The organism is Kitasatospora sp. NPDC058048, from assembly GCF_042885555.1.
Lineage (GTDB): Bacteria > Actinomycetota > Actinomycetes > Streptomycetales > Streptomycetaceae > Kitasatospora > Kitasatospora lactacystinica.
In genome coordinates, this window is record NZ_JBHVRT010000006.1 from 145,061 (window position 1) to 164,074 (window position 19,014).

Consider the following 19,014-nt stretch of genomic DNA (forward strand, 5'->3'; position numbering starts at 1 on the left):
CGCGCCGGGCCGGGCACGGGGGCGGACGCACCGCCGCCCCCGGCCGCCGGCCGCCGAAGGCCTCCGGGGCGGTCCCGCCGGGACGGGACCGCACCGGCCCGATCCGCACGCCCCCGCCCGACCACGGAGGACGGCCATGGAGCCCACCCCGCTCGCCCGCAACCGGGACTTCCGGCTGCTCTGGGCCGGCGGCCTGCTGGCCTCGCTCGGCTCCCAACTCGCCTCGATCGCCCTGCCGCTGCTGGTCCTGCGGGAGACCGGATCGGCCGCCCGGGCGGGCGCCGTCGGCACCGTCTCGGTCGGCGCGCTGCTGCTCACCATGCTGCCCGGCGGGGTGCTAGCCGACCGGATCGAGCGGCGCCGGCTGATGCGGATCTGCGACGTCCTCGGCCTGCTCGCGGTCGGCGCCCTGGTCGTCGCCGTGCTGCGCGGGCACACCCCGCTGCCGCTGGTCCTGCTGGTCGCCGCCGCCGGGGCGCTGATCACCGGCGTCTACGGGCCCGCCGCGGGCGGGCTGCTGCGCGCGGTGGTGCCCGCCGGGCAGGCCCGCGAGGCCTCCTCCCGGATGCAGGCGCGCGGCGCGGCCGCCCGGCTGATCGGACCGCTCGGCGGCGGGGCGCTGTTCGCCTGGCACCCGGTGCTGCCGTTCCTCGCCGAGGGCCTCGGACTGCTGCTGTCCACCGTCTGCGTGGCGCTGATGCGGACCCGCTCGCTGCCCGCCGCGAGGAACGGACCGGTGCTCGGCCGGGCCGAGCTGACCGCCGGACTGGCCTTCATCTGGCACCGGCCCTATCTGCGCACCCTGCTGCTGATCTTCGGCCTCGGGATGAACTTCGCGTTCAGCGCACTGATGTTCGCCACCCTGGCCGTCGCCTCCGACGGCGGCCGCTCCGGCGTCGGCGGCGGCACGGTCGTCTCCTGCACCGCGGCCGGCGCCCTGGCCGGCGCGCTGCTGGCTCCCCGGCTCGGCACCCGGGTCCGGGACGGCAGCCTGGTCGCGCTCGCCTGCTGGGCCTGCGCGCTCACCGCCGGGGTCCTGGTGCTCACCCGGATGCCGCTGCTGATCGGACTGCTCTGCGCGGCCTGCATGTGCCTGTCCACCGTCGCCAGCATCGGCTTCGTCTCCGGCATGCTGATCGCGGCGCCGCCCGACCGGATCGGCCGGGTGCAGAGCGCGGCCGGCTTCCTGTCCACCCTGGTCCAGCCGTTCGGCCCGCTGGCCGCCGGCACCCTGCTCGGCTCGCTCGGCGGCACCCGGACCTTCGCCCTGCTGGCCCTCGCCATCGCGCTCTGCGCGGCCGCGGTCACCTGGGCGCCGCCGGTCCGGCGCGGACCGCAGCCGCGCCCGGCCCTCTGAACACCGCCCGCTCCCGCAGGACTTCGGAACAGGAGACCCCATGGCCGGCGCCCACGAGACCCAGCTGTACTGCCTCGCCGATCCGATGTACTACGACACCCCCGGACGGCTGCGGGACGGGGCGGACCGCTACCCGCCGGGCCTCGGCGAGCCGCCCGCGGGCTGGCGGCGGGAGCAGCGCGGACTGTGGACGGTGCTGCGGCCCGAGGTCCGGTCGGCCGACGCCCGGCTGCCGGAGCAGGGCTGGAAGCTGCACGTGTCGGCGGTGCGGGAGAGCGCCGAGCGGACGCTGGAGGCCGTCGCCCGGATCTGCCTCGACCGCCGGGTCGCGTTCAAGTTCCTGCGCGGCCCGGCGGCGCTGGCGGTGACGAACGGCAAGTTCGCGGGGCGCGGCAGCAGCGGCAAGTTCATCACCGTCTACCCGGCCACGGAGGGCGAGTTCCTCACCCTGGCCGAGGAGCTGGCGAGGGCGCTGGACGGCTTCCCCGGGCCGTACGTGCTCACCGACCTGCGGATCGGCGACGCCCCGGTGTTCGCGCGCTACGGGGCCTTCGTCGAACTGTGGTGCCAGGACGCGGCCGGGCGGGTCGTCCCGGCCTTGCGCGACCCCTCCGGCGCGCTCGTCCCCGACCCTCGCGAGCCGGCCTTCCGGCTGCCCGGGTGGGTCGAGCCGCCGGCCGCGCTGCGCCCGCACCTGGCCGCCCGGGCGGCGGCCCGCGGGTACCTGCCGTACCGGATCGTCGAGGTGCTCCGGTTCTCCAACGCCGGCGGGATCTACCTCGCCGAGCGGCACGGCACGGGGGAGCGGGTGGTGCTGCGCGAGGCCCGCCCGCACACCGGGCTGGACGGCGCCGGGGCGGACGCCCTGACCCGGCTGCGGCGCGAGCAGTGGGCGCTGGAGCGGCTGGCCGGGCTGGCGTGCGTGCCGCGGCTGCACGAGGTGCGCACGGTGTGGGAGCACACCTTCCTGGTGCAGGAGCACGTCGAGGGCGTCCAGCTGTTCACCGAGGCGATCCGGCGCTATCCGCTGGTGCACCAGGACTGCACGCCGGAGCAGCGCGCCCGGTACGCGCGGTGGGTGGGCCGGGTGGTGGCGGGGCTGGAGCAGGCGCTCGCCGCCCTGCACGGGCGGGGCGTGCGGTTCGGGGACCTCCACCCGGCCAACGTGGTGCTCCGGCCGGACGGGTCGGTGGTGCTGGTGGACTTCGAGTACGCGGCCGCGCTGGACGACCGGCGGGTGCCGGTGGCCGGCGCGGCCGGACAGCACGTCCCGCCCGGACTGACCGGCGCCGAGGCCGACCGCTGGCTGCTCTGGGCCACCTGGCTGATGCTGCTGATGCCGGTGCTGGAACTGGCCGACCTCGACCCGGGCAAGCTCCCGGCGCTGGAGCGGCGGGCGCGCGCGTGGTTCGGACTCGGGACGGAGGAGGGGCCGGTGCGCCCTGGAGCGGTGGCCCTGGTGGAGTCGGCGAGCGAGCGGCGCGGGCGGGAGCTGCTGGCCGGGCCCTCGCTGGACCCGGTGCGCCGGGAGCTGGTCGCGGGCCTGCACGCGGGCGCCACCCCGGACCGGCCGGACCGGCTCTTCCCCGGGGACGTGGCCGGGTTCGCCGACGGCGGCACGGGCGTGTCGCACGGCGCGGCGGGGGTGCTGTACGCGCTGCACCGCGCCGGGGCCGACCGGCCGCAGGAGTACGCGGACTGGCTGGTCGCCGCGGTGCGCCGGCGGGCCGACCGCCCCGGCACCGGCGGACTGTACGACGGGCCGCTCGGCATCGCGCTGGTGCTGGCCCGGATCGGCCGGACGGAGGAGGCGGAGGAGCTGCTCGGGCGCGTCCGCACCGCCCGCCCGGCCCGGGAGGCGGGCCTGTTCGGCGGCCGGGCCGGCGCGGCGCTCGCCCGGCTGCGACTGGCGCAGGCGCTGGACCGCCCCCGGGAACTGGCCCACGCGCTGGACGACGCACGGGAGTTGGCCGCGGTGCTGCGCGGCGAGCCGGTGCCCGGGCTGGACGAGCCGGCGGCCGCCGGGCTGCTGTACGGGCTGGCGGGGATCGCGCTGCTCCAGCTGCGGCTCTACCGGCGGACCGGCGAGCGGTGGCTGCTCGACTCCGGGCGGACCGCGCTGGAACGGGCCGTGGCCGGGTGCGTCCGGGTGCCCGACGGGTCGGTGCAGGTGCTGGAGGCCGGGCGCCGGCTGGCCTACCTGGACCGGGGCAGCAGCGGGATCGCGCTGGTGGTACGGGAGTTCCTGGAGCACGCGGAGCTGCCGGGCGGGGAGGCCTTCCTGGCGGACGTGCGCAAGGTCTGCGCGCCCGGGTTCATTCGGGAGCCGGGCCTGTTCCGCGGGCGGGTCGGGCTGACGCTGGCGCTGGACCGGCTGGGCGGGGCGCCCGCGCGGGAGGCCGTGCTCGGGCAGGTGCGCAAGCTCCAGTGGCACCTGGTGGCCCGGCCGGAGGGGCTGCTGGTGCCGGGGATGCGGCTGAGGCGCTTCTCGGCCGATCTGCACACGGGCGCGGCGGGGGTGCTGCTGGCGCTGAGCGGGCTGGAGGAGAGGCCCGGGGAGCCGCGGGCGGACGTGCTGGACCTGCTGACCCTGGGGTGAGCGAACCGCGCGGCCGTCACGTCGGCACCGGTGCCCGAACGGCCTCCACCGCGCGTTCGCGGGCGTGCAGATGGGTGAGCCGCGGCAGGGCGTACAGGGCGGCGTGGGCGGTGACCTCACCGGTGGGGGAGGTCACCGCCCCGGTGTCGGTGAGCGCCTCCAGGGTGCGCAGGGCGAGCCGCTCGGGCCGGCCGAGGGCGGCGGCGGCCTCGGGGAGGGTGAAGAGCAGGGCGAGCGGCAGGGCGGCGAGCCGGGCCAGGGCGAGCCGTCCCCGGTCGGTGAGGTCGTGCCAGCCGGAGTCCAGCCGGGCGCGGACGGTGACGTCCCCGGCGACCAGTTCGTCCAGGGCGCCCGCCGGGTCCTCCAGCCGGGCCGCGTACTCGGCGAGCGGGAGGTGGCGCAGCACGGCCAGCCGGGTGCCCGCGACCCGGACGGCGAGCGGCAGCAGCCCGCAGGCGGCCACGATCCGGGCGGCCGCGGCGCGGTCGGCGCCGGTCCGGCCGGTGCCGACGATCCGGCCGAGCAGGTCCAGGGCCTCGGTGGGGGCGAGCGGCGGGACGGCGACGCGGCGCACCGAGGCGAGGCCGGCCAGCTGGCTGCGGGAGGTGACCAGCACGGCGCTCGGACCGAAGCCCGGCAGCAGCTCGCGGACCACGGCCTCGCCCGGGGCGTCGTCCAGGATCAGCAGCAGCCGGCGCCCGGCGAGCGAGGCGCGCCAGAGGGCGGCGGCCCGGGCCGTGTCGCCGGGGCCGGGGGCGTGGTCGGAGGAGTGGTCGGGGCCTTGGGCGGGGGCGAGCCGAACGGCTCCGACGGGTGCGGCGGGTGCGGCGCCCGGGCGGCCGGTGAGGACGGCGAGTTCGGCGAGCACCTCGGGCAGCGGGCGGGCGGTGCCGTCCTCGGTGCGCAGCCGGACCAGCACCCGGCCGTCCGGGAAGCGGTCGGCGAGCAGGTGGCCGGCGTGCACGGCGAGCGCGGTCTTGCCGCAGCCGGCCGGGCCGGAGAGCACCGCGACGCGCCCGCCGCCCTCGCCCAACTCGTCGACGAGACAGCACAGTTCGTCGGTTCGCCCAGTGAAGTCGGCGGTGTCGGCGGGCAGCAGCGCGGCGCCGTTCGGCCCGGCGCCGCGCTCCGGGCGGGCGGCGGTGGGAAGGGAGCGGCCGCGGGCGAGCAGCTCCCGGTAGCGGGCGGTCAGCGCGGGGCTCGGCTCCAGCCCCAACTCCCGGGCGAGCAGCTGGCGGTGGGTGTCGTAGACGGCGAGCGCCTCGGCCTGGCGGCCGGACAGGTGCAGGGCGTTCATCCGGGCCGCCTGGAGGCGCTCGCGCAGCGGGTGGCGCTCGGCGAGCTCGGCGAGGTCCTCGGCGACGGCCCCGGGGTTGCCGAGCTCCAACTCGGTCTCCGCCCAGTCCTCGTGGACACCCAGGCAACGGGCCTCCAGCCGGCCCGCCTCCGCCTCGACGGCCGGCGAGCGGCGCAGATCGGCGAGCGGCGGGCCCTGCCAGAGGTCGAGGGCCTGGCGCAGCAGCCGGGCGGCGGGGGCGAGGGCTCCGCCGTCGGCGGCGGCCCGGCCGGCCCGGGCCAGGGCGCGGAACCGCAGCAGGTCCAACTCGGGCTCGGCGACCCGCAGCAGGTAGCCGGCGGCCGAGTGCACCAGCCGGTCGGGCCCGTCCCCGCGGCCGAGCAGGGTGCGCAGGGTGCAGATGTAGACCTGGAGGTTCTTGCGGGCGGTGCGCGGCGGCTCCTCGGGCCACACCGCGTCGGTGAGCAGGTCGACCGGGACGGCGGTGTTGGCGCGGCTCAGCAGGACGGCCAGCACCAGCCGCTGCTTCAGCGGCCCGAGGGCCAGCGGGCGGCCGTCGGCCTCCCCGGTGAGCGGGCCGAGAACGGCGAAGCGCAGCCGGGCGGGGGTGGCGGGCTGGGCCAGGGGCATCGGCGTACCTCCGGGGCGTGGGCGTGCGCGTGGGTGCGGGCGTGGGCCTGGGCGTTCGCGGCAACGGTGTGGCAGGTGGCAGGTGGCAGGTCGTGGGGCTGCCGGCGGCGGGGCGGCCGTGGTGCGGGTGCGGGTGCGGCGGTGCGGTGTGGGCGCAGGCTACTTGACGGCCGATCGGCACTGAAGGCCGCGGAAGCGGTCGGCTCGGCTCCCCCCGGGCCCATGACCGGGGCCCCGCGGCGGGGGGTCGACGGCGGGGTCCGTACGGCTGCGCGGTCGCCGTTCCGGCAGGTCGGCCGGGGTGGCGGGGACCGGTCGGGCCGGGTCGACGGGCGGCCCGCGGGGCGCCGCCGGGCGGGCGTACGGGACCGTGGGGAAGGGCGCGTTCCGGCGGTTCTCGACCGGGGCTCCGCGCCGCGGTGAGCGCGGCCCGAGCGGGCGGCGATCCGGGCACGTGGCCGCCCGACGGCCGGTCAGGACGTGCCGGGCGGGCGGCCGGGAGGTGTTGGCCGGCCGGTCGGGAGGTCCCGGGTACGCAGTCGGGAGGTCCCGGTCGGGGCCCGGGAACTCGGGCCCAGCGGCCCCGGGCGGGCGGGCCGAAGGGCCCTGGGGTGCGGAGGGCACCTGTTCGGATCATGGAGCGCCATCCATTCGCACGACGTTCCGAAGGAGTGCGTCCTTGAGCGCCACCCAGGCACAGGGCGACCCCACCTCACCGCCAACGGCCCTCCCCGCAGGGACGGCCAGGGCCAGGAGGCCCGGTTCGGCCCTGGTCAGACTGCTGACCACCACCGACCACAAGACGATCGGCACCATGTACCTGGTGTCGTCGTTCGCGTTCTTCCTGATCGGCGGCATCCTCGCCCTGGTCATGCGCGCCGAACTCGCCCGGCCCGGAACGCAGATCCTCTCCAACGAGCAGTTCAACCAGGCCTTCACCATGCACGGCTCGGTGATGCTGCTGCTGTTCGCCATGCCGCTGTTCACCGGCTTCGCCAACTGGATCATGCCGCTCCAGATCGGCGCGCCGGACGTCGCCTTCCCACGCCTGAACATGCTGTCCTACTGGCTGTTCATGTTCGGCTCGCTGATCGCCGCGGCCGGCTTCGCGACCCCGGGGGGCGCCGCCGACTTCGGCTGGTTCCTCTACGCGCCGCTGTCCGACGCGATCCACTCGCCCGGCGTCGGCGCCGACATGTGGATCATGGGCGTGACGCTGTCCGGCTTCGGCAGCATCTTCGGCGCCGTCAACTTCATCACCACCATCATCTGCATGCGCGCTCCGGGCATGACCATGTTCCGGATGTCCATCTTCTGCTGGAACGTGCTGCTCACCTCGGTGCTGGTGCTGCTGGTCTTCCCGGTGCTGGCCGCCGCGCTGCTGGCGCTGGAGTGCGACCGCAAGTTCGGCTCCCACGTCTTCGACCCGGCCAACGGCGGGGCGATGCTCTGGCAACACCTGTTCTGGTTCTTCGGGCATCCCGAGGTGTACATCCTGGCGCTGCCGTTCTTCGGGATCGTCTCCGAGGTCATCCCGGTGTTCAGCCGAAAGCCGATGTTCGGCTACTCCGGCCTGATCGCCGCGACGGTGGCCATCGCGGGCCTGTCGGTGACGGTGTGGGCGCACCACATGTACGTCACAGGGCAGGTGCTGCTGCCGTTCTTCTCCTTCATGACCTTCCTGATCGCCGTCCCGACCGGGGTGAAGTTCTTCAACTGGGTCGGCACCATGTGGCGGGGCTCGCTGAGCTTCGAGACACCGATGCTCTGGACGGTCGGCTTCCTGGTCACCTTCCTGTTCGGCGGCCTGACCGGCGTGCTGCTCGCGGCCCCGCCGATCGACTTCCACGTCTCCGACTCGTACTTCGTGGTCGCCCACTTCCACTACACGCTGTTCGGCACCGTGGTCTACGCGATGTTCGCCGGCTTCCACTTCTGGTGGCCGAAGATGACCGGCAAGAAGCTCGACGAGCGGCTCGGCCGGATCACCTTCTGGACCCTGACGGTCGGCTTCCACGCGACCTTCCTGGTCCAGCACTGGCTGGGTGCCGAGGGCATGCCGCGCCGGTACGCGGACTACCTGGCCTCGGACGGCTTCACCACCCTGAACACCTTCTCCACCATCGGTTCGTTCCTGCTCGGCCTGTCGATCCTGCCGTTCCTCTACAACGTCTGGAAGACCGCCAAGTACGGCGAGAAGGTCACCGAGGACGACCCGTGGGGCTGGGGCCGCTCGCTGGAGTGGGCCACCTCCTGCCCGCCGCCGCGGCACAACTTCGTCAAGCTGCCGCGGATCCGCTCCGAATCCCCGGCCTTCGACCTCCACCACCCGGACATCGCGGCCATGGACGTCCTGGCGCACAGCGGCAAGCCCGCCACGCACCTGGGCGACGTGGAGCCGACGAAGTACGACCGGCCGCTGAGCCGGGCGGACCGGGCGGCCGCCGCCGTCGCGGTCAAGGCCCCGCCCTCCGAGGCCGCCGCGTCCACCGAGTCACCCTCCTCGGGCGGCTGAGCCCGCCCCTCGAACGCCGTCCCCGCCCGCGTCGCTGCCCCCGGGCGGGCGGGGACGGCCCCCTTCTCCCCTTCTCCCCTTCTCCCCTCCCCTTCGTGACCAGGAAGGCCGGGTCGTGAACCACACCGTTCTCGCCATCGGCACCGCCGCCCTCACCGCGAGCGGCTGTGTCTGGTACCTGCCCGCCATCGCCGACCTCCAGGCCGGCGCCGACCGGCCCCGCTCCACCCGTACGGCCGCCGCGGCCTGCGTGCTGTGGTGGGCCGGGCTCGCGCTCGCGGGCGGGCTGCTGCTCGTCGTGCCGGACTGGCGGCCCGCCGCACAGATCGCGCTCGCCGGACTGGTCGGCGGCACGGCGCTGCGGCTGCGGGCCCTGTGGGACCGCCGCCGGGAGGTGAAGGAGACTGCGGCCCGCTGGGCCGCCCTGGACGCCGGGCCCGCCCCGCGCTCCCACCGGCCGCCGGCTCTGGCCCTGGCCGGGTGGCTGGTGGTCGGCGCGGCCGTCGCCTCGCTCGGGGCGGTCGCCATCCTGGTGTCCGGCGGCGGCGAGGTCGTGCCCCGGGTGGTGCTCGCGGCGGTCAGCGGCGCGGGCATCGCGCTCGCCTTCCTGCTGATGGGGCTCGGGAACGTACGGCGGCAGGGGCGCTGAGGACGCTTGGGCCGGCGCGCCTCCCGAGCGGCCCGGCGGACCCTGAAGAGACCTGATGAGACCTGAAGAGAACCGCAGGACCGGCCCCGGCCCGGCCCGGGCCGTGTGGCCCGGCCGGAATGGGGCCGTTGGGCCCTGGGCCCGCGGCCGGGTCCGGGGGATGATGCCCTGGGCCCCGCTGGGAGTGTGCGGGGGTGCGACGAAGGTGGAGCCGCGTGATGGCGACCAAGACGGAGGGTACCGGGGCCCCGGCACCGGTCCGGGTGTTCCTGCTGGACGACCACGAGGTGGTGCGCCGCGGGGTGCACGACCTGCTGGACTGCGAGCCGGACCTGGAAGTGGTCGGGGAGGCGGCGACGGCCGAGCAGGCGCTCGTCCGGGTGCCCGCGCTGCGGCCCGACGTGGCCGTGCTGGACGTCCGGCTGGGCGACGGTGACGGTGTCTCGGTCTGCCGTGAGCTGCGCTCGCGGATGCCCGGGCTGGCCTGCCTGATGCTGACCTCCTTCGACGACGAGGAGGCGCTGCTGGACGCCGTGATGGCGGGCGCCGCCGGGTACGTGCTCAAGCAGATCAGCGGGACCGACCTGGTCGCCGCCGTCCGCACCGTCGCCTCCGGCCGCTCGATGCTCGACCCCGGCGCCGCGACCCGCCTCCTGAACCGCCTGCGCAGCGACGCCGAGCCCGCCCAGCCGGTCACCACCGGACCGGGCCTGACCGCGCGCGAGCAGGAGGTCCTCGAACTCATCGGCGAGGGCCTGACCAACCGGCAGATCGGCGAGCGGCTCTACCTCGCCGAGAAGACCGTCAAGAACCATGTGTCGCGGCTGCTCGCCAAGCTCGGCGTCGAGCGGCGGGTGCAGGCCGCCCTGATCGCCACCGAGCTGCGCCAGGCCTCCGCGGCCGCGCAGCCCTCCGTGCTGCGCACCGGCCGGGGCTGAGCCCGGCCGTTCGCGGCCGTTCGGCACCGGTTGCGGCCGTTCGGTGCGATTCGGTGCCGTTCGGGGCCGAACGGCCCTTCGCCCCCGGGCCTGGGACCCGGGGCCGACGGCCCGCCGGGCGGGGCTCTCGCCGGGCCCGGCCGGGACCATCGGCCCTCGCGGCCCGGCCCGGGCCCGGGCGAGCATCGCTCGCATGAACCGCGACCACGTCCCGTCCCCCCGGCCCGTTCCGTACGACCCGCCCGTCCCGTACGCCCCGCCCGCTCCGGCCGTCGCGTACGACGGCCCCGCTCCGTTCGATCGGCCCGGTCCGTCCGGCCGCCCTGTTCCGCAGGACCGGCCCGACCTGCCGGAACTGCGCGAACTCGACCGGAAGCGGTCGCTGGAGCTGCTGGCCCGGGCCGAGGTCGGCCGGGTGGTCTACACGGTCGACGCCCTCCCGGCCGTCCTGCCGGTGCCGTTCCGGCTGGCCCCCGGCGGTGTGCTGCTCTCGGCACCGGCCGGCTCCGAACTGGCCCGGGCGGTGGACGGCGCGGTGATCGCCTTCGAGGCCGACGAGGTGGACGGCCGGGACGGCTCCGGCTGGTTCGTCACCGTCCTCGGCCGCGCGCAGGTCCGCCCGGCGATCAGGGCGGCCGATCCGGGCGGCACGGTCCGCATCCGCATCCGCCCGGAACTGGTCATCGGCCGGTGCCTGGCCTGAGCCGGCGGCCCCGAGGCGTCCTCACGGCCCCAGCAACGCCAGGGCGGTGCGCAGGAGTTCGGCGTCCGCCGCGGCGTCCGCGGTGCCGGCCAGGCCGGAGCGGAAGAGCGAGGCGCCCTCGATCAGCATGACGAACACCTGGGCGCGGGCGTGCCGTTCCTCCTCGGTCAGGGCCGGTTGGCGTTCGGCGAGGAAGCAGGCGACCAGCTCCCGGTAGCGGTCGTAGAAGGCCCGGACGGTGGCGGCCACCGAGGGGTCGCGGGCGGCCAGCGCCCACAGCTCGGCGAACAGGCGGACCAGGCGCACGTCCTGCTGCTCGGCGAGCAGTTCGCGGAGCAGGGCGTCCTCGTCGCGGCCCGGGTCGAGCAGCGGCGCGAGCCGTTCCACCGAGCGGGCGAGGACGCGCTCCAGCACGGCGGCCACCAGCTCGGCGTGGGTCGGGAAGTAGTGCTGGAGGTGGCCGAGGCGGACGCCCGCGGCGGCGGCCACCGCCCGCATGGACAGTTCGGTGCCGCCCGCGGTGACGAGCAACTCCTCCGCGGTGTCCAGCAGTTCCTCCCGCCGCTGGGCGCCCTTGCCGCTCAGGCCCCGGACGCTGCTCATGCCGCCGCCGCCGTGCCGCGCCGCTGGTCGGCCGCGGTGGCCGTGACGGTGACGGTGACGCCCAGGGCCGCCAGGTCCTCCAGGACCTGCCCGGGGCGCGGGGTCTGCTCGGGGAAGGCCACCCCGGCGGGCGGCGGGGCGCCGTCCGTGCCGAGCGCCCGGCGCAGCGCCAGCAGGGCGCCGACGGCGGTGAGCCGGGCCTGGCCGCCCCGGTCCTCGACGGTGGCGGTGAGGGCGCGTCCGCCGGAGGCGACGTCGGTGCGCAGCAGGGCGGTGCCGCCCTCGCCGGGGGAGTGGAGCAGGGCGCGGCGGGCCGGCTCCCAGCGGTCGCCGCGGCCCCAGCGGAAGAAGCCGGCGTGCCGGGCCGCGAGCAGGGCGGTGGTGGAGGAGCGGGAGCTGAAGCCGATCCGGGTGGCGGCGGTGGTGGTGCCCAGCGTGAGCGGGAGGGTGAACTGCTCGGGGGTGTCGATCCCGGCGACCAGGGTCGGGGTGTCGCCGATGCGGACGGTCCGCGGGCGGCTGAGCGGGGCGACGGAGCGGCGTCGGCCGTCCTGGATCACCTCGTAGTCGAGTCCCAGGCGGTCCATGAACTCCACCGAGTCGGCGCCGGCCCGGTCCGCGAGGTCCCAGCGGATGGCGGTCTCGATCCGCTCGGCCCCGCCCAGCCGGTCCGCCAGGGCGGCGGCGACCAGGCTGGTCACCCCGCCCATCCAGGCCGAGGAGAGCAGCACCGGGGCGGTCGGGCGCAGCAGGGCGGCGAGCGTGGCCGCACGCTGGAGCCGGGCGGTCCAGCGGGTGACGTCCACGTACGGGACGCCCGCGCGGACGGCGGCCCGCAGCACCCGGTCGTCCGGGTCGTTGACCACCCCGACCACGGCCCGGACGGCGGCGGTGAACGGCTCGGGGTCGGCGAGGTCCCAGCGGCGGACGGTGGTGTCGTCCAGTTCGGCGGCGAGGGCGGCGCCGCGCTGCTCGGAACGGCCGGTGAGCAGCAACGGCCAGGTGGGGGAGGCGAGTCGGGCGAGTTCGGCGCCGACGGTGCCGTAGCCGCCGACCAGCAGGACGGGGCCGTCGGGGTTGTGGCTGAGGCGGTCCGAGGGGAAGGTGGGGTGTGCGGAGAGATCTGTGACGGATGTGGGGCTCATGGAGACAAATATAGGTCAGCCGACCTAAAATTTTCGTCATGACGTACTCCGATTCCTCCGAACAGACCTTTGACCTGCGTTCCTTCGACAGCGGCCACGGCCGCCTCGCCTACCTCGACGCCGGTACGGGCGAACCCCTGGTGCTGCTGCACGGCGGCCTGCTGGACCGCCGGAGCTGGGCCGACCAACTCCCCGCCCTGCTGCCCGAATACCGGGTGATCGCCCCGGACACCCGCGGCCACGGCGCCTCCGACAACGCCGGCCGGCCCTTCCGCCCCGCCGACGACCTGGCGGACCTGCTGCGCCACCTCGGCCTGGGCCCGGTGACCGTGATCGGGCTCTCCATGGGCGGGACGATCGCCCTCGACCTCGCCCTCGAACACCCCGAGCTGGTCCGCGCACTGGTGATCAGCGGCAACGGCACCAGCGAATCCGAGTTCACCGACCCGTGGCTCGGCGAACTCGCCGCCCACCAGACCGCCGCGCTCGCCGAGGGCGACGCCGAGGCCTGGCTCGACTCCTTCACCAGCCTCGCGTCCGGGCCGCACCGCCGCCTGGACGAGGTCGACCCGGAGGTGGTGCGCCGGCTCAAGGAGATGACCCGGAGCACCGTCGCCAAGCACACCCCCGACGAGCCCCAGTACCTGGTGCCGGTGACCGACACCTGGAAGCGGCTCACCGGGATCACCGTCCCGCTGCTGGCGATCAACGGCGGCATCGACTCCGTGGACCACATCAACCTGGCCGAACGGGTCGTGCGCACCGTCGTCGAAGGCCGCGCGGTGATCGTCGAGGGCACCGGGCACTACCCCAACATGGAACGGCCGGAGGAGTTCAACAGCCACCTCCTCGGCTTCCTGCGCACCCTGCCTGCCCTGCCTACCCTGCGCGGCTGACGGCTGACGGCTGACGGCTGACGGCTGACGGGAGGCGGGAGGTGGCGGGAGGCGGGAGGGCCTCAGGACCCGATCGGGGCCTCCCAGACCAGCCGGGTGCCGCCGCCCTCGGCCGGGTCGACGGTGAAGGAGCCGCCGGCCCGGTCGGCGCGCTCGGCCAGGTTGCGCAGCCCGCTGCGCCGCCCGCCCTCGGGCACGCCGACGCCGTCGTCCGTCACGCTCAGCGCCACCCGCCCGGCCAGGGCGCGCAGAGTCACCTCGACCCGGGATGCCTTGGCGTGCCGGGCGGCGTTGCTGAGCGCCTCGGCGAGGACCGCGACCACGTGCCCGGCCAGCTCCTGCGGCACGTCGGTGTCCAGCAGGCCCTCCATGCTCAGCCGGGGCGGGAAGCCGAGCGTGCCCTGGGCGTCGGTGACCACCCGGGTGGCGCGGGCGCGCAGGCCGCGGTCGGGCTCGCTGTGGGCGCGCAGACCGAAGATGGTCGAGCGAATGATCTTGATGGTCTCGTCCAGGTCGGCCACCGCCCGGGCCACCCGGTCCGCCGCGGCCCGGCTCTCGATCAGCCGGCCCGCGCTCTGCAGCGTCATCCCGGTCGCGAACAGCCGCTGGATCGCCAGGTCGTGCAGGTCCCGGGCGATCCGGTCGCGGTCCTCCAGCAGGTTCAACTGCTCGGCGTCACGCCGCCGTTCGGCCAGCTCCAGGGCCAGCGCCGCCTGGTCGGCGAAGCCCAGCAGCGGGCCCGTCTCCTCCGGCCCGAACGCCGGCTGACCCTGCGCCCGGGCCAGCAGCAGCACGCCCCGCCCGTACCCGGCACCCGTACCCAGCGGCACCGCCACCGCCGCGCCCAGCCCGTCGAAGCGGCCCGCCGGACCGGCCGGGAAACGGGTGTCGCAGGCCAGCTCGTCACTGGTGGCCGGCGAGCCGGAGGCGTACGCGGCGCCCGACAGCGTGCCGTCCACCGGCACCGTCACCCCCAGCCGCGCCGACGGTGTGCCACCCAGCGCGACCTCCACCGTCAACTCCTCGGCCCGCTCCTCCGGACCGGCCAGCGCCACCGAGACGTCCGCCAGCTCGGCGCCCGAGATCTCCCGCGCCCGACGGGCGATCAGCTCGACCACCTCCAGCCGCGGCGCCCCCGACAGCAGACTGCGGGTGATCTCGGTGCTCGCCCGCAGCCAGCGCTGACGCAGCTGCGCCTCCTCGTACAGCCGGGCGTTGTCGATCGCCACACCGGCCGCGACCGCCAGGGTGGAGATCACCGCCTCGTCGTCCTCGTCGAAGTCCAGCCCGCCGCGCTTGTCCGTCAGGTAGAGGTTGCCGAACACCTCGCCGTGCACCCGCACCGGCACCCCCAGGAAGGTGTGCATCGGCGGATGGTTCGACGGGAAGCCCACCGAGGCCGGGTGGTCGGACAGCACCGGGCAGCGCAGCGGCCGCGGCTCGCGGATCAGCTCGCCCAGGATGCCCCGTCCCGACGGCGGCGGGCCGATCTCGGCGATCTCCTCCTCCGTCAGGCCCACCGTCAGGAACTGCGACAGCGTGTGCCCGTCCGGCCCGATCACCCCGAGCGCCCCGTACCGGGCGTCCACCAGATCGGCGGCGGCCTCCACGATCCGGTGCAGCGCCTGCGCCAGGTCCAGCTCCCGCCCGACCGCCAGCACCGCCTCCAACAGGCTGTGCACCCGGTTCTGGGTGCCGCGCGCCGCGTCGATCCGCCACTGGAGCTCCTCCAGCAGCTCGTCCAGGCGCAGCCGTGGCATCCGCGCGCCGCCACCCGCCGCGCTGCCGTCCGCTCCGCCCACCGCTGTCCTCCTCGTCGTGCTGCCCTGACCGGCCCGTCCACCGTCCGGACGCGCCCCGTCCGCCCCGCGGACGGCCGCCCCCACCGCCCGACCCGACTCGGGTGCCGTCCGACCAGCGGGATTGTCCGGATGACACGATAGACCGCCCGCTCTGTCCCGCTCCGGGCCGGGGAGGGGTTCGGTGACCGCTCCGGAGGGGCTGCGGTGTCAGTGGCGTGTGCAAGGCTTCCGTTGATGACAGGACGGAACGGAGCCACGGTGAGGTGATGACGACGGGGCAGGAAGCCATGGAGAGCGCGGGACTCGCCCGTTTCACCTACCGGCTGCGCGTGTCGTCCGGTGCGCTGGCTCACCTCCACGCCGAGTGGGGCAGATGCCGGTGGGTGTGGAACGAGTGCGTCGCGAAATCCAAGCAGGTCCACGACCGTAACCGTGACCGTCCGGAGGGCGGACGGTTGACCTGCGGCCCGGCGCAATTGGACCGGATGCTGACCGGGGCCCGTGCCGTCAACCCGTGGCTGCGTGCGGGAGCCAGTGTTCCGCAGCAGCAGACTGTCCGGGACTTCGGGAAGTCCCGGACAAAGGCGCAGAAGGACCTGCGCGAGCGGGTACCCGCGCGGCGGCGGGCGGGAATGCCGAAGCACAAGAAGCTCAAGGACAGCCGTCCATCCTTGAACTACACCCGTCGGGGTTTCCGGATCAGGGAGGGGCGATTGCACCTCGCCGGCGGCATTGTGCTGGCGGTGGTGTGGTCCCGAGAGCTTCCTGCCGATCCGTCGTCGGTGCGTGTCTACCAGGACGCGCTCGGGCACTGGTACGCGAGTTTCGTCGTCCCCGCCAGTGTCGAGAGGCTTCCCCCGGTAGGATCGGCGATCGGCATCGACTGGGGTGTGACGGTCACGGCCACGACCACGAGCGAAGCTCATGACCTCCCCCACGCCGAGCACGGCAAGCGGGCGCAGAAGACGATGTCCCGCTACGACCGGATGATGGCCAGGCGCAGGCCGAAGAAGGGCCAGCCCGGATCGAAGGGTTACCGCGAAGCCGTGCGTCTGCGTGCCAAGGCGCACAAGAAGGTCGCTCGGCAGCGTCAGGACACCGGCCGGAAGTGGGCGAAGAACGTCGTTCGGGATCACGACCGGATTGCGGTGGAGGATTTCCGACCGCGGTTCCTGGCCGAGACGACCATGGCGAGCAAGGCGGCCGACGCCGCGATCGGTAGCGCCAAGGCGGCGTTGGTCGAGATGGCCCGGAAGCACGGCCGGACGGTGTACCTGGTCAACCCGGCGTACACCACGATGGACTGCGGGTACTGCGGGGCGAGAGCCAAGCACCGCTTGCCGCTGTCCCTACGCACCTTCACTTGTACGGCGTGCGGTTTCTCTTGTGCGAGGGACAAGAACTCCGCCCGCGTGATGCTGAACCGGGCAGGTCTGGACCCGGCTGGCGTTGAATGCGTAGGACGCGGCGGTCCGTAGGACAGCCGCGCGGCACGAGTCAGGAATCCCCTGCCCGACGACGGCTCCGTCACCAGGGAGGGGAGCGGTCAAGGTAGTGCCCCGGTGTCGGTGGTGGGGACGGCGGGGTCGGCCGTAGGCTCCGTCGGGCGGGCCTTTCGTCCCGCCGCGCAGGGTCCTGCGGCCTCTGCCGCCGGGCCGCGCGTAGCTGCCAGGGTGGGGGAGGAGCGGACGGGGCGTCAGAGCGCACCGCGGCCCGCACCGAACCGCCGAGCGTCGACGACCTGTCGACAGTGTGGAGGAACAGTCATGACGTCAACCGTGCTGGCCGGGGTCGACGGATCGCCGCAGAGCGCCGCGGCCGCCCACTGGGCCGCCGCCGAGGCGGTGCGCCGGGGCGCCTCGCTGCGCCTGGTGCACGCCTGGCCGTGGCTGACCGACGGCGTGTCCTCCTTCGCCGAGGAGGACGACCTGCCTGAGGCCGTCCGCCGCACCCTCGCCGGGGCCGCCGAGGACATCCGCGGCCTGCACCCCGACCTGGCCGTGGAGACCGACGCCGTCCTGGACGCACCGGTGGACGGCCTGCTGGCCGCCGCCGCGGAGGCGGAGCTGCTGGTGCTCGGCTCGCGCGGCCGCGGCGGCTTCACCGGCCTGCTGCTGGGCTCGGTCAGCATGTCGGTGGCCGGGCGCAGCACCGTGCCGCTGGTCGTGGTGCGCGAGGAGGGCGAGGCCGGCGCGGGCGAGGTGGTGGTCGGCGTCGACGCCCACACCCCCGAGACCGAGGTGCTCGACTTCGCCTTCCGCGAGGCGGCCCTGCGCGGCGCCCGGGTCCGGGCGGTGCACGGCTGGGAGCTGCCGCCGGTGTTCGGCTACGCGGGCGGCGCCGTCCCGGCGGCCGAGCTCGCCCAGCTGGAGGCGCTGGAGGCCAAGCTGCTCTCGCTCGCCCTGGCCGGTCCGCGCGAGCAGCACCCGGAGGTGGAGGTGGTCGAGGACGTGCAGATCGGCGCCGCCCGCGCCCTGGTCGAGGTCTCCGCCGGCGCCGCGCTGGTCGTGGTCGGCCGGGGCCGCCGCCCGGTCGAGTTCGGGCCCCGGCTCGGCCGGGTCGCGCACGCCGTCCTGCACCACGCCGAGGCCCCCGTCGCGGTCGTCCCGCACGGGTGATGGACGGCCCGTCCGGTGGATCCGCCCCCGTCCCGATCCACCGGACGGGCCCGACCGCCTCCCGCCCGGGCCTCCCGAGCGGGAGGCCCCGGCCCGGCGGCCGCGAGGACGGGCCCAAGGGCCCTGTCCCCGGACCGGTCGGGGCGCGCACGCTCGAAAGCAGCGGGACCCGCGGGCCCCGTGCAGCCGAACCCCGCGGTTGAAGCCGAAGCCTCGCGGTTGAAGGAGTGGATCGCCATGACGCTCGACCCGGCTCTCACCCAGATGCTCAGTACGGCCGACCTGCGCCTGCTCGCGGCGGCCGGCGGCGCGGCGCCCTCGCTGCACAACAGCCAGCCCTGGCGCTTCGCGCCGACCCCGGACGGGCGCGGGCTCGCCGTGCACGCCGACACCGGGCGTTCCGTACCGCTGGCCGACCCGGTCGGCGCCGCGGTGCACATCGCGGTCGGCGCGGCCGTGTTCAACCTGCGGGTGGCGGCCGGCCGGCTGGACCGGGAACCGCAGGTCCGGCTGCTGCCGGAGGCCGCCGAGCCCGGCCTGCTCGCCGTGCTCGACCTCTCCCGGCCGGCCGTCGAGGAGGCGCCCTTCGGCCGCGACCTCTACCCCGCGATCGCCGCCCGGCACTCCAGCCGCGAGCCCTTCACCCAGCGCGACGTCCCCGAGGCGGTGATCGGCGAGCTGATGGCCGCCGCCCGCGAGGAGGGCGTCGCACTCGCCGCACTGGAGGAGGACGGCGTACGGCGGGTGCAGGCGCTGACCGCCGAGGCCGAGCGCCGCATCGCCGCCGACCCGGCCCGCGTCGCCGAGTCCCGCTCCTGGCTGCGGTCCGACGACGGCACCGCCGAGGACGGCATCCCGCAGGCCGCGCTCGGCCCGCAGGACCACGACGCCCGGGTGCCGATGCGCGAGTTCGCCGGCCGCCCGCCGGAGGCGCCCGCGCAGCCCTCCCGGCGGTTCGAGGCGCTGCCCCAGCTGTGCACCCTCACCACCCCCGGCGACGGCCCGCTGGACTGGCTGCGCACCGGGCAGGCGCTGGAGCGGGTCTGGCTGCTGGCCACGGTGCACGGCGTCCGGCTCACCATTTGGCACCAGGCGATCGAGTGGCCGGACATTCGCTGGGCGCTGCGCGACCCGGCCGCCGGGCCGGGCCACGTCCAGCTGGTGCTGCGGGCCGGCTACGGTCCGCCCGGGGCGGCGACCCCGCGGCGGACGGTGGAGGAGACGCTCGGGGAGCGTCCCGCCTGAGCCGAGCGTCCTGCCTG

14 protein-coding genes are annotated in these 19,014 nt (G+C 75.8%); 10 read left to right on the forward strand and 4 right to left on the reverse strand.

Features of this window, described 5'->3' with window-relative positions; all coding sequences use genetic code 11:
• The first annotated feature begins 136 nt into the window (after nt 1-136).
• On the forward strand, nt 137-1,357 hold the full coding sequence (locus ACFVVA_RS08675; RefSeq protein WP_387687121.1) for an MFS transporter: 1,221 nt from the start codon (nt 137-139) through the stop codon (nt 1,355-1,357).
• Between the two features lie 40 nt (nt 1,358-1,397).
• Nucleotides 1,398-3,956 (forward strand): class III lanthionine synthetase LanKC, encoded by a 2,559-nt coding sequence (gene lanKC, locus ACFVVA_RS08680; protein ID WP_387687124.1) that lies wholly within the window; start codon nt 1,398-1,400, stop codon nt 3,954-3,956.
• Between the two features lie 16 nt (nt 3,957-3,972).
• Here lanKC and ACFVVA_RS08685 read toward each other — a convergent pair whose 3' ends face one another.
• The gene (locus ACFVVA_RS08685; RefSeq protein ID WP_387687127.1) at nt 3,973-5,883 is read right to left on the reverse strand and encodes a BTAD domain-containing putative transcriptional regulator; all 1,911 of its coding nucleotides are present in this window, start codon (nt 5,881-5,883) and stop codon (nt 3,973-3,975) included.
• 679 nt (nt 5,884-6,562) lie between these two features.
• Here ACFVVA_RS08685 and ctaD point away from each other — a divergent pair.
• From ctaD to ACFVVA_RS08705, 4 genes are all read left to right on the forward strand, one after another.
• Nucleotides 6,563-8,398: a cytochrome c oxidase subunit I gene (gene ctaD / locus ACFVVA_RS08690; protein WP_387687129.1), complete on the forward strand. Its 1,836-nt coding sequence runs from the start codon at nt 6,563-6,565 to the stop codon at nt 8,396-8,398.
• Nucleotides 8,399-8,513: 115 nt separating this feature from the next.
• Complete coding sequence (locus ACFVVA_RS08695; protein ID WP_387687131.1) at nt 8,514-9,047, forward strand: hypothetical protein; 534 nt, start codon at nt 8,514-8,516, stop codon at nt 9,045-9,047.
• Nucleotides 9,048-9,265: 218 nt separating this feature from the next.
• Nucleotides 9,266-9,985 carry a response regulator gene (locus ACFVVA_RS08700; RefSeq protein ID WP_387687134.1) on the forward strand — a complete coding sequence of 240 codons (720 nt, stop codon included), beginning with the start codon at nt 9,266-9,268 and terminating at the stop codon, nt 9,983-9,985.
• A 193-nt stretch (nt 9,986-10,178) separates the two neighbouring features.
• Nucleotides 10,179-10,688, forward strand: a complete 510-nt coding sequence (locus tag ACFVVA_RS08705; protein WP_387687137.1) for a pyridoxamine 5'-phosphate oxidase family protein — start codon at nt 10,179-10,181, stop codon at nt 10,686-10,688.
• A 21-nt stretch (nt 10,689-10,709) separates the two neighbouring features.
• On the opposite strand, the gene ACFVVA_RS08710 is transcribed toward ACFVVA_RS08705, so the two are convergent.
• The gene (locus ACFVVA_RS08710) at nt 10,710-11,291 is read right to left on the reverse strand and encodes a TetR/AcrR family transcriptional regulator (protein ID WP_387687139.1); all 582 of its coding nucleotides are present in this window, start codon (nt 11,289-11,291) and stop codon (nt 10,710-10,712) included.
• Complete coding sequence (locus ACFVVA_RS08715) at nt 11,288-12,436, reverse strand: saccharopine dehydrogenase (protein WP_387687141.1); 1,149 nt, start codon at nt 12,434-12,436, stop codon at nt 11,288-11,290. The genes ACFVVA_RS08710 and ACFVVA_RS08715 overlap by 4 nt, the downstream gene beginning before the upstream one ends.
• 38 nt (nt 12,437-12,474) lie before the next feature.
• On the opposite strand from ACFVVA_RS08715, the gene ACFVVA_RS08720 reads away from it, so the two are divergent.
• The gene (locus tag ACFVVA_RS08720) at nt 12,475-13,332 is read left to right on the forward strand and encodes an alpha/beta fold hydrolase (protein ID WP_387687143.1); all 858 of its coding nucleotides are present in this window, start codon (nt 12,475-12,477) and stop codon (nt 13,330-13,332) included.
• Between the two features lie 62 nt (nt 13,333-13,394).
• Here the strand turns inward: ACFVVA_RS08720 and ACFVVA_RS08725 are convergent, their stop codons facing one another.
• Nucleotides 13,395-15,092, reverse strand: a complete 1,698-nt coding sequence (locus ACFVVA_RS08725; RefSeq protein ID WP_387687399.1) for a GAF domain-containing protein — start codon at nt 15,090-15,092, stop codon at nt 13,395-13,397.
• A 308-nt stretch (nt 15,093-15,400) separates the two neighbouring features.
• Between ACFVVA_RS08725 and ACFVVA_RS08730 the strand changes: the two genes are divergently transcribed.
• From ACFVVA_RS08730 to ACFVVA_RS08740, 3 genes are all read left to right on the forward strand, one after another.
• Complete coding sequence (locus ACFVVA_RS08730; protein WP_387687145.1) at nt 15,401-16,612, forward strand: RNA-guided endonuclease InsQ/TnpB family protein; 1,212 nt, start codon at nt 15,401-15,403, stop codon at nt 16,610-16,612.
• Between the two features lie 288 nt (nt 16,613-16,900).
• Entirely contained in the window at nt 16,901-17,752 is an 852-nt protein-coding gene (locus ACFVVA_RS08735) for a universal stress protein (protein ID WP_387687148.1), read from the forward strand.
• 237 nt (nt 17,753-17,989) lie between these two features.
• Nucleotides 17,990-18,997, forward strand: coding sequence for an Acg family FMN-binding oxidoreductase (locus tag ACFVVA_RS08740; protein WP_387687151.1), 1,008 nt, complete (start codon nt 17,990-17,992; stop codon nt 18,995-18,997).
• The last annotated feature ends 17 nt before the right edge of the window (nt 18,998-19,014 follow it).

Bases quoted from the DNA above. Each gene is read 5' to 3' on its own strand.
- ACFVVA_RS08675 (WP_387687121.1), top strand. From the start codon at position 137: ATGGAGCCCACCCCGCTCGCCCGCAACCGGGACTTCCGGCTGCTCTGG.
- lanKC (WP_387687124.1), top strand. From the start codon at position 1,398: ATGGCCGGCGCCCACGAGACCCAGCTGTACTGCCTCGCCGATCCGATG.
- ACFVVA_RS08685 (WP_387687127.1), bottom strand. From the start codon at position 5,883: ATGCCCCTGGCCCAGCCCGCCACCCCCGCCCGGCTGCGCTTCGCCGTT.
- ACFVVA_RS08700 (WP_387687134.1), top strand. From the start codon at position 9,266: ATGGCGACCAAGACGGAGGGTACCGGGGCCCCGGCACCGGTCCGGGTG.
- ACFVVA_RS08705 (WP_387687137.1), top strand. From the start codon at position 10,179: ATGAACCGCGACCACGTCCCGTCCCCCCGGCCCGTTCCGTACGACCCG.
- ACFVVA_RS08710 (WP_387687139.1), bottom strand. From the start codon at position 11,291: ATGAGCAGCGTCCGGGGCCTGAGCGGCAAGGGCGCCCAGCGGCGGGAG.
- ACFVVA_RS08715 (WP_387687141.1), bottom strand. From the start codon at position 12,436: ATGAGCCCCACATCCGTCACAGATCTCTCCGCACACCCCACCTTCCCC.
- ACFVVA_RS08720 (WP_387687143.1), top strand. From the start codon at position 12,475: ATGACGTACTCCGATTCCTCCGAACAGACCTTTGACCTGCGTTCCTTC.
- ACFVVA_RS08725 (WP_387687399.1), bottom strand. From the start codon at position 15,092: ATGCCACGGCTGCGCCTGGACGAGCTGCTGGAGGAGCTCCAGTGGCGG.
- ACFVVA_RS08730 (WP_387687145.1), top strand. From the start codon at position 15,401: ATGACGACGGGGCAGGAAGCCATGGAGAGCGCGGGACTCGCCCGTTTC.
- ACFVVA_RS08735 (WP_387687148.1), top strand. From the start codon at position 16,901: ATGACGTCAACCGTGCTGGCCGGGGTCGACGGATCGCCGCAGAGCGCC.
- ACFVVA_RS08740 (WP_387687151.1), top strand. From the start codon at position 17,990: ATGACGCTCGACCCGGCTCTCACCCAGATGCTCAGTACGGCCGACCTG.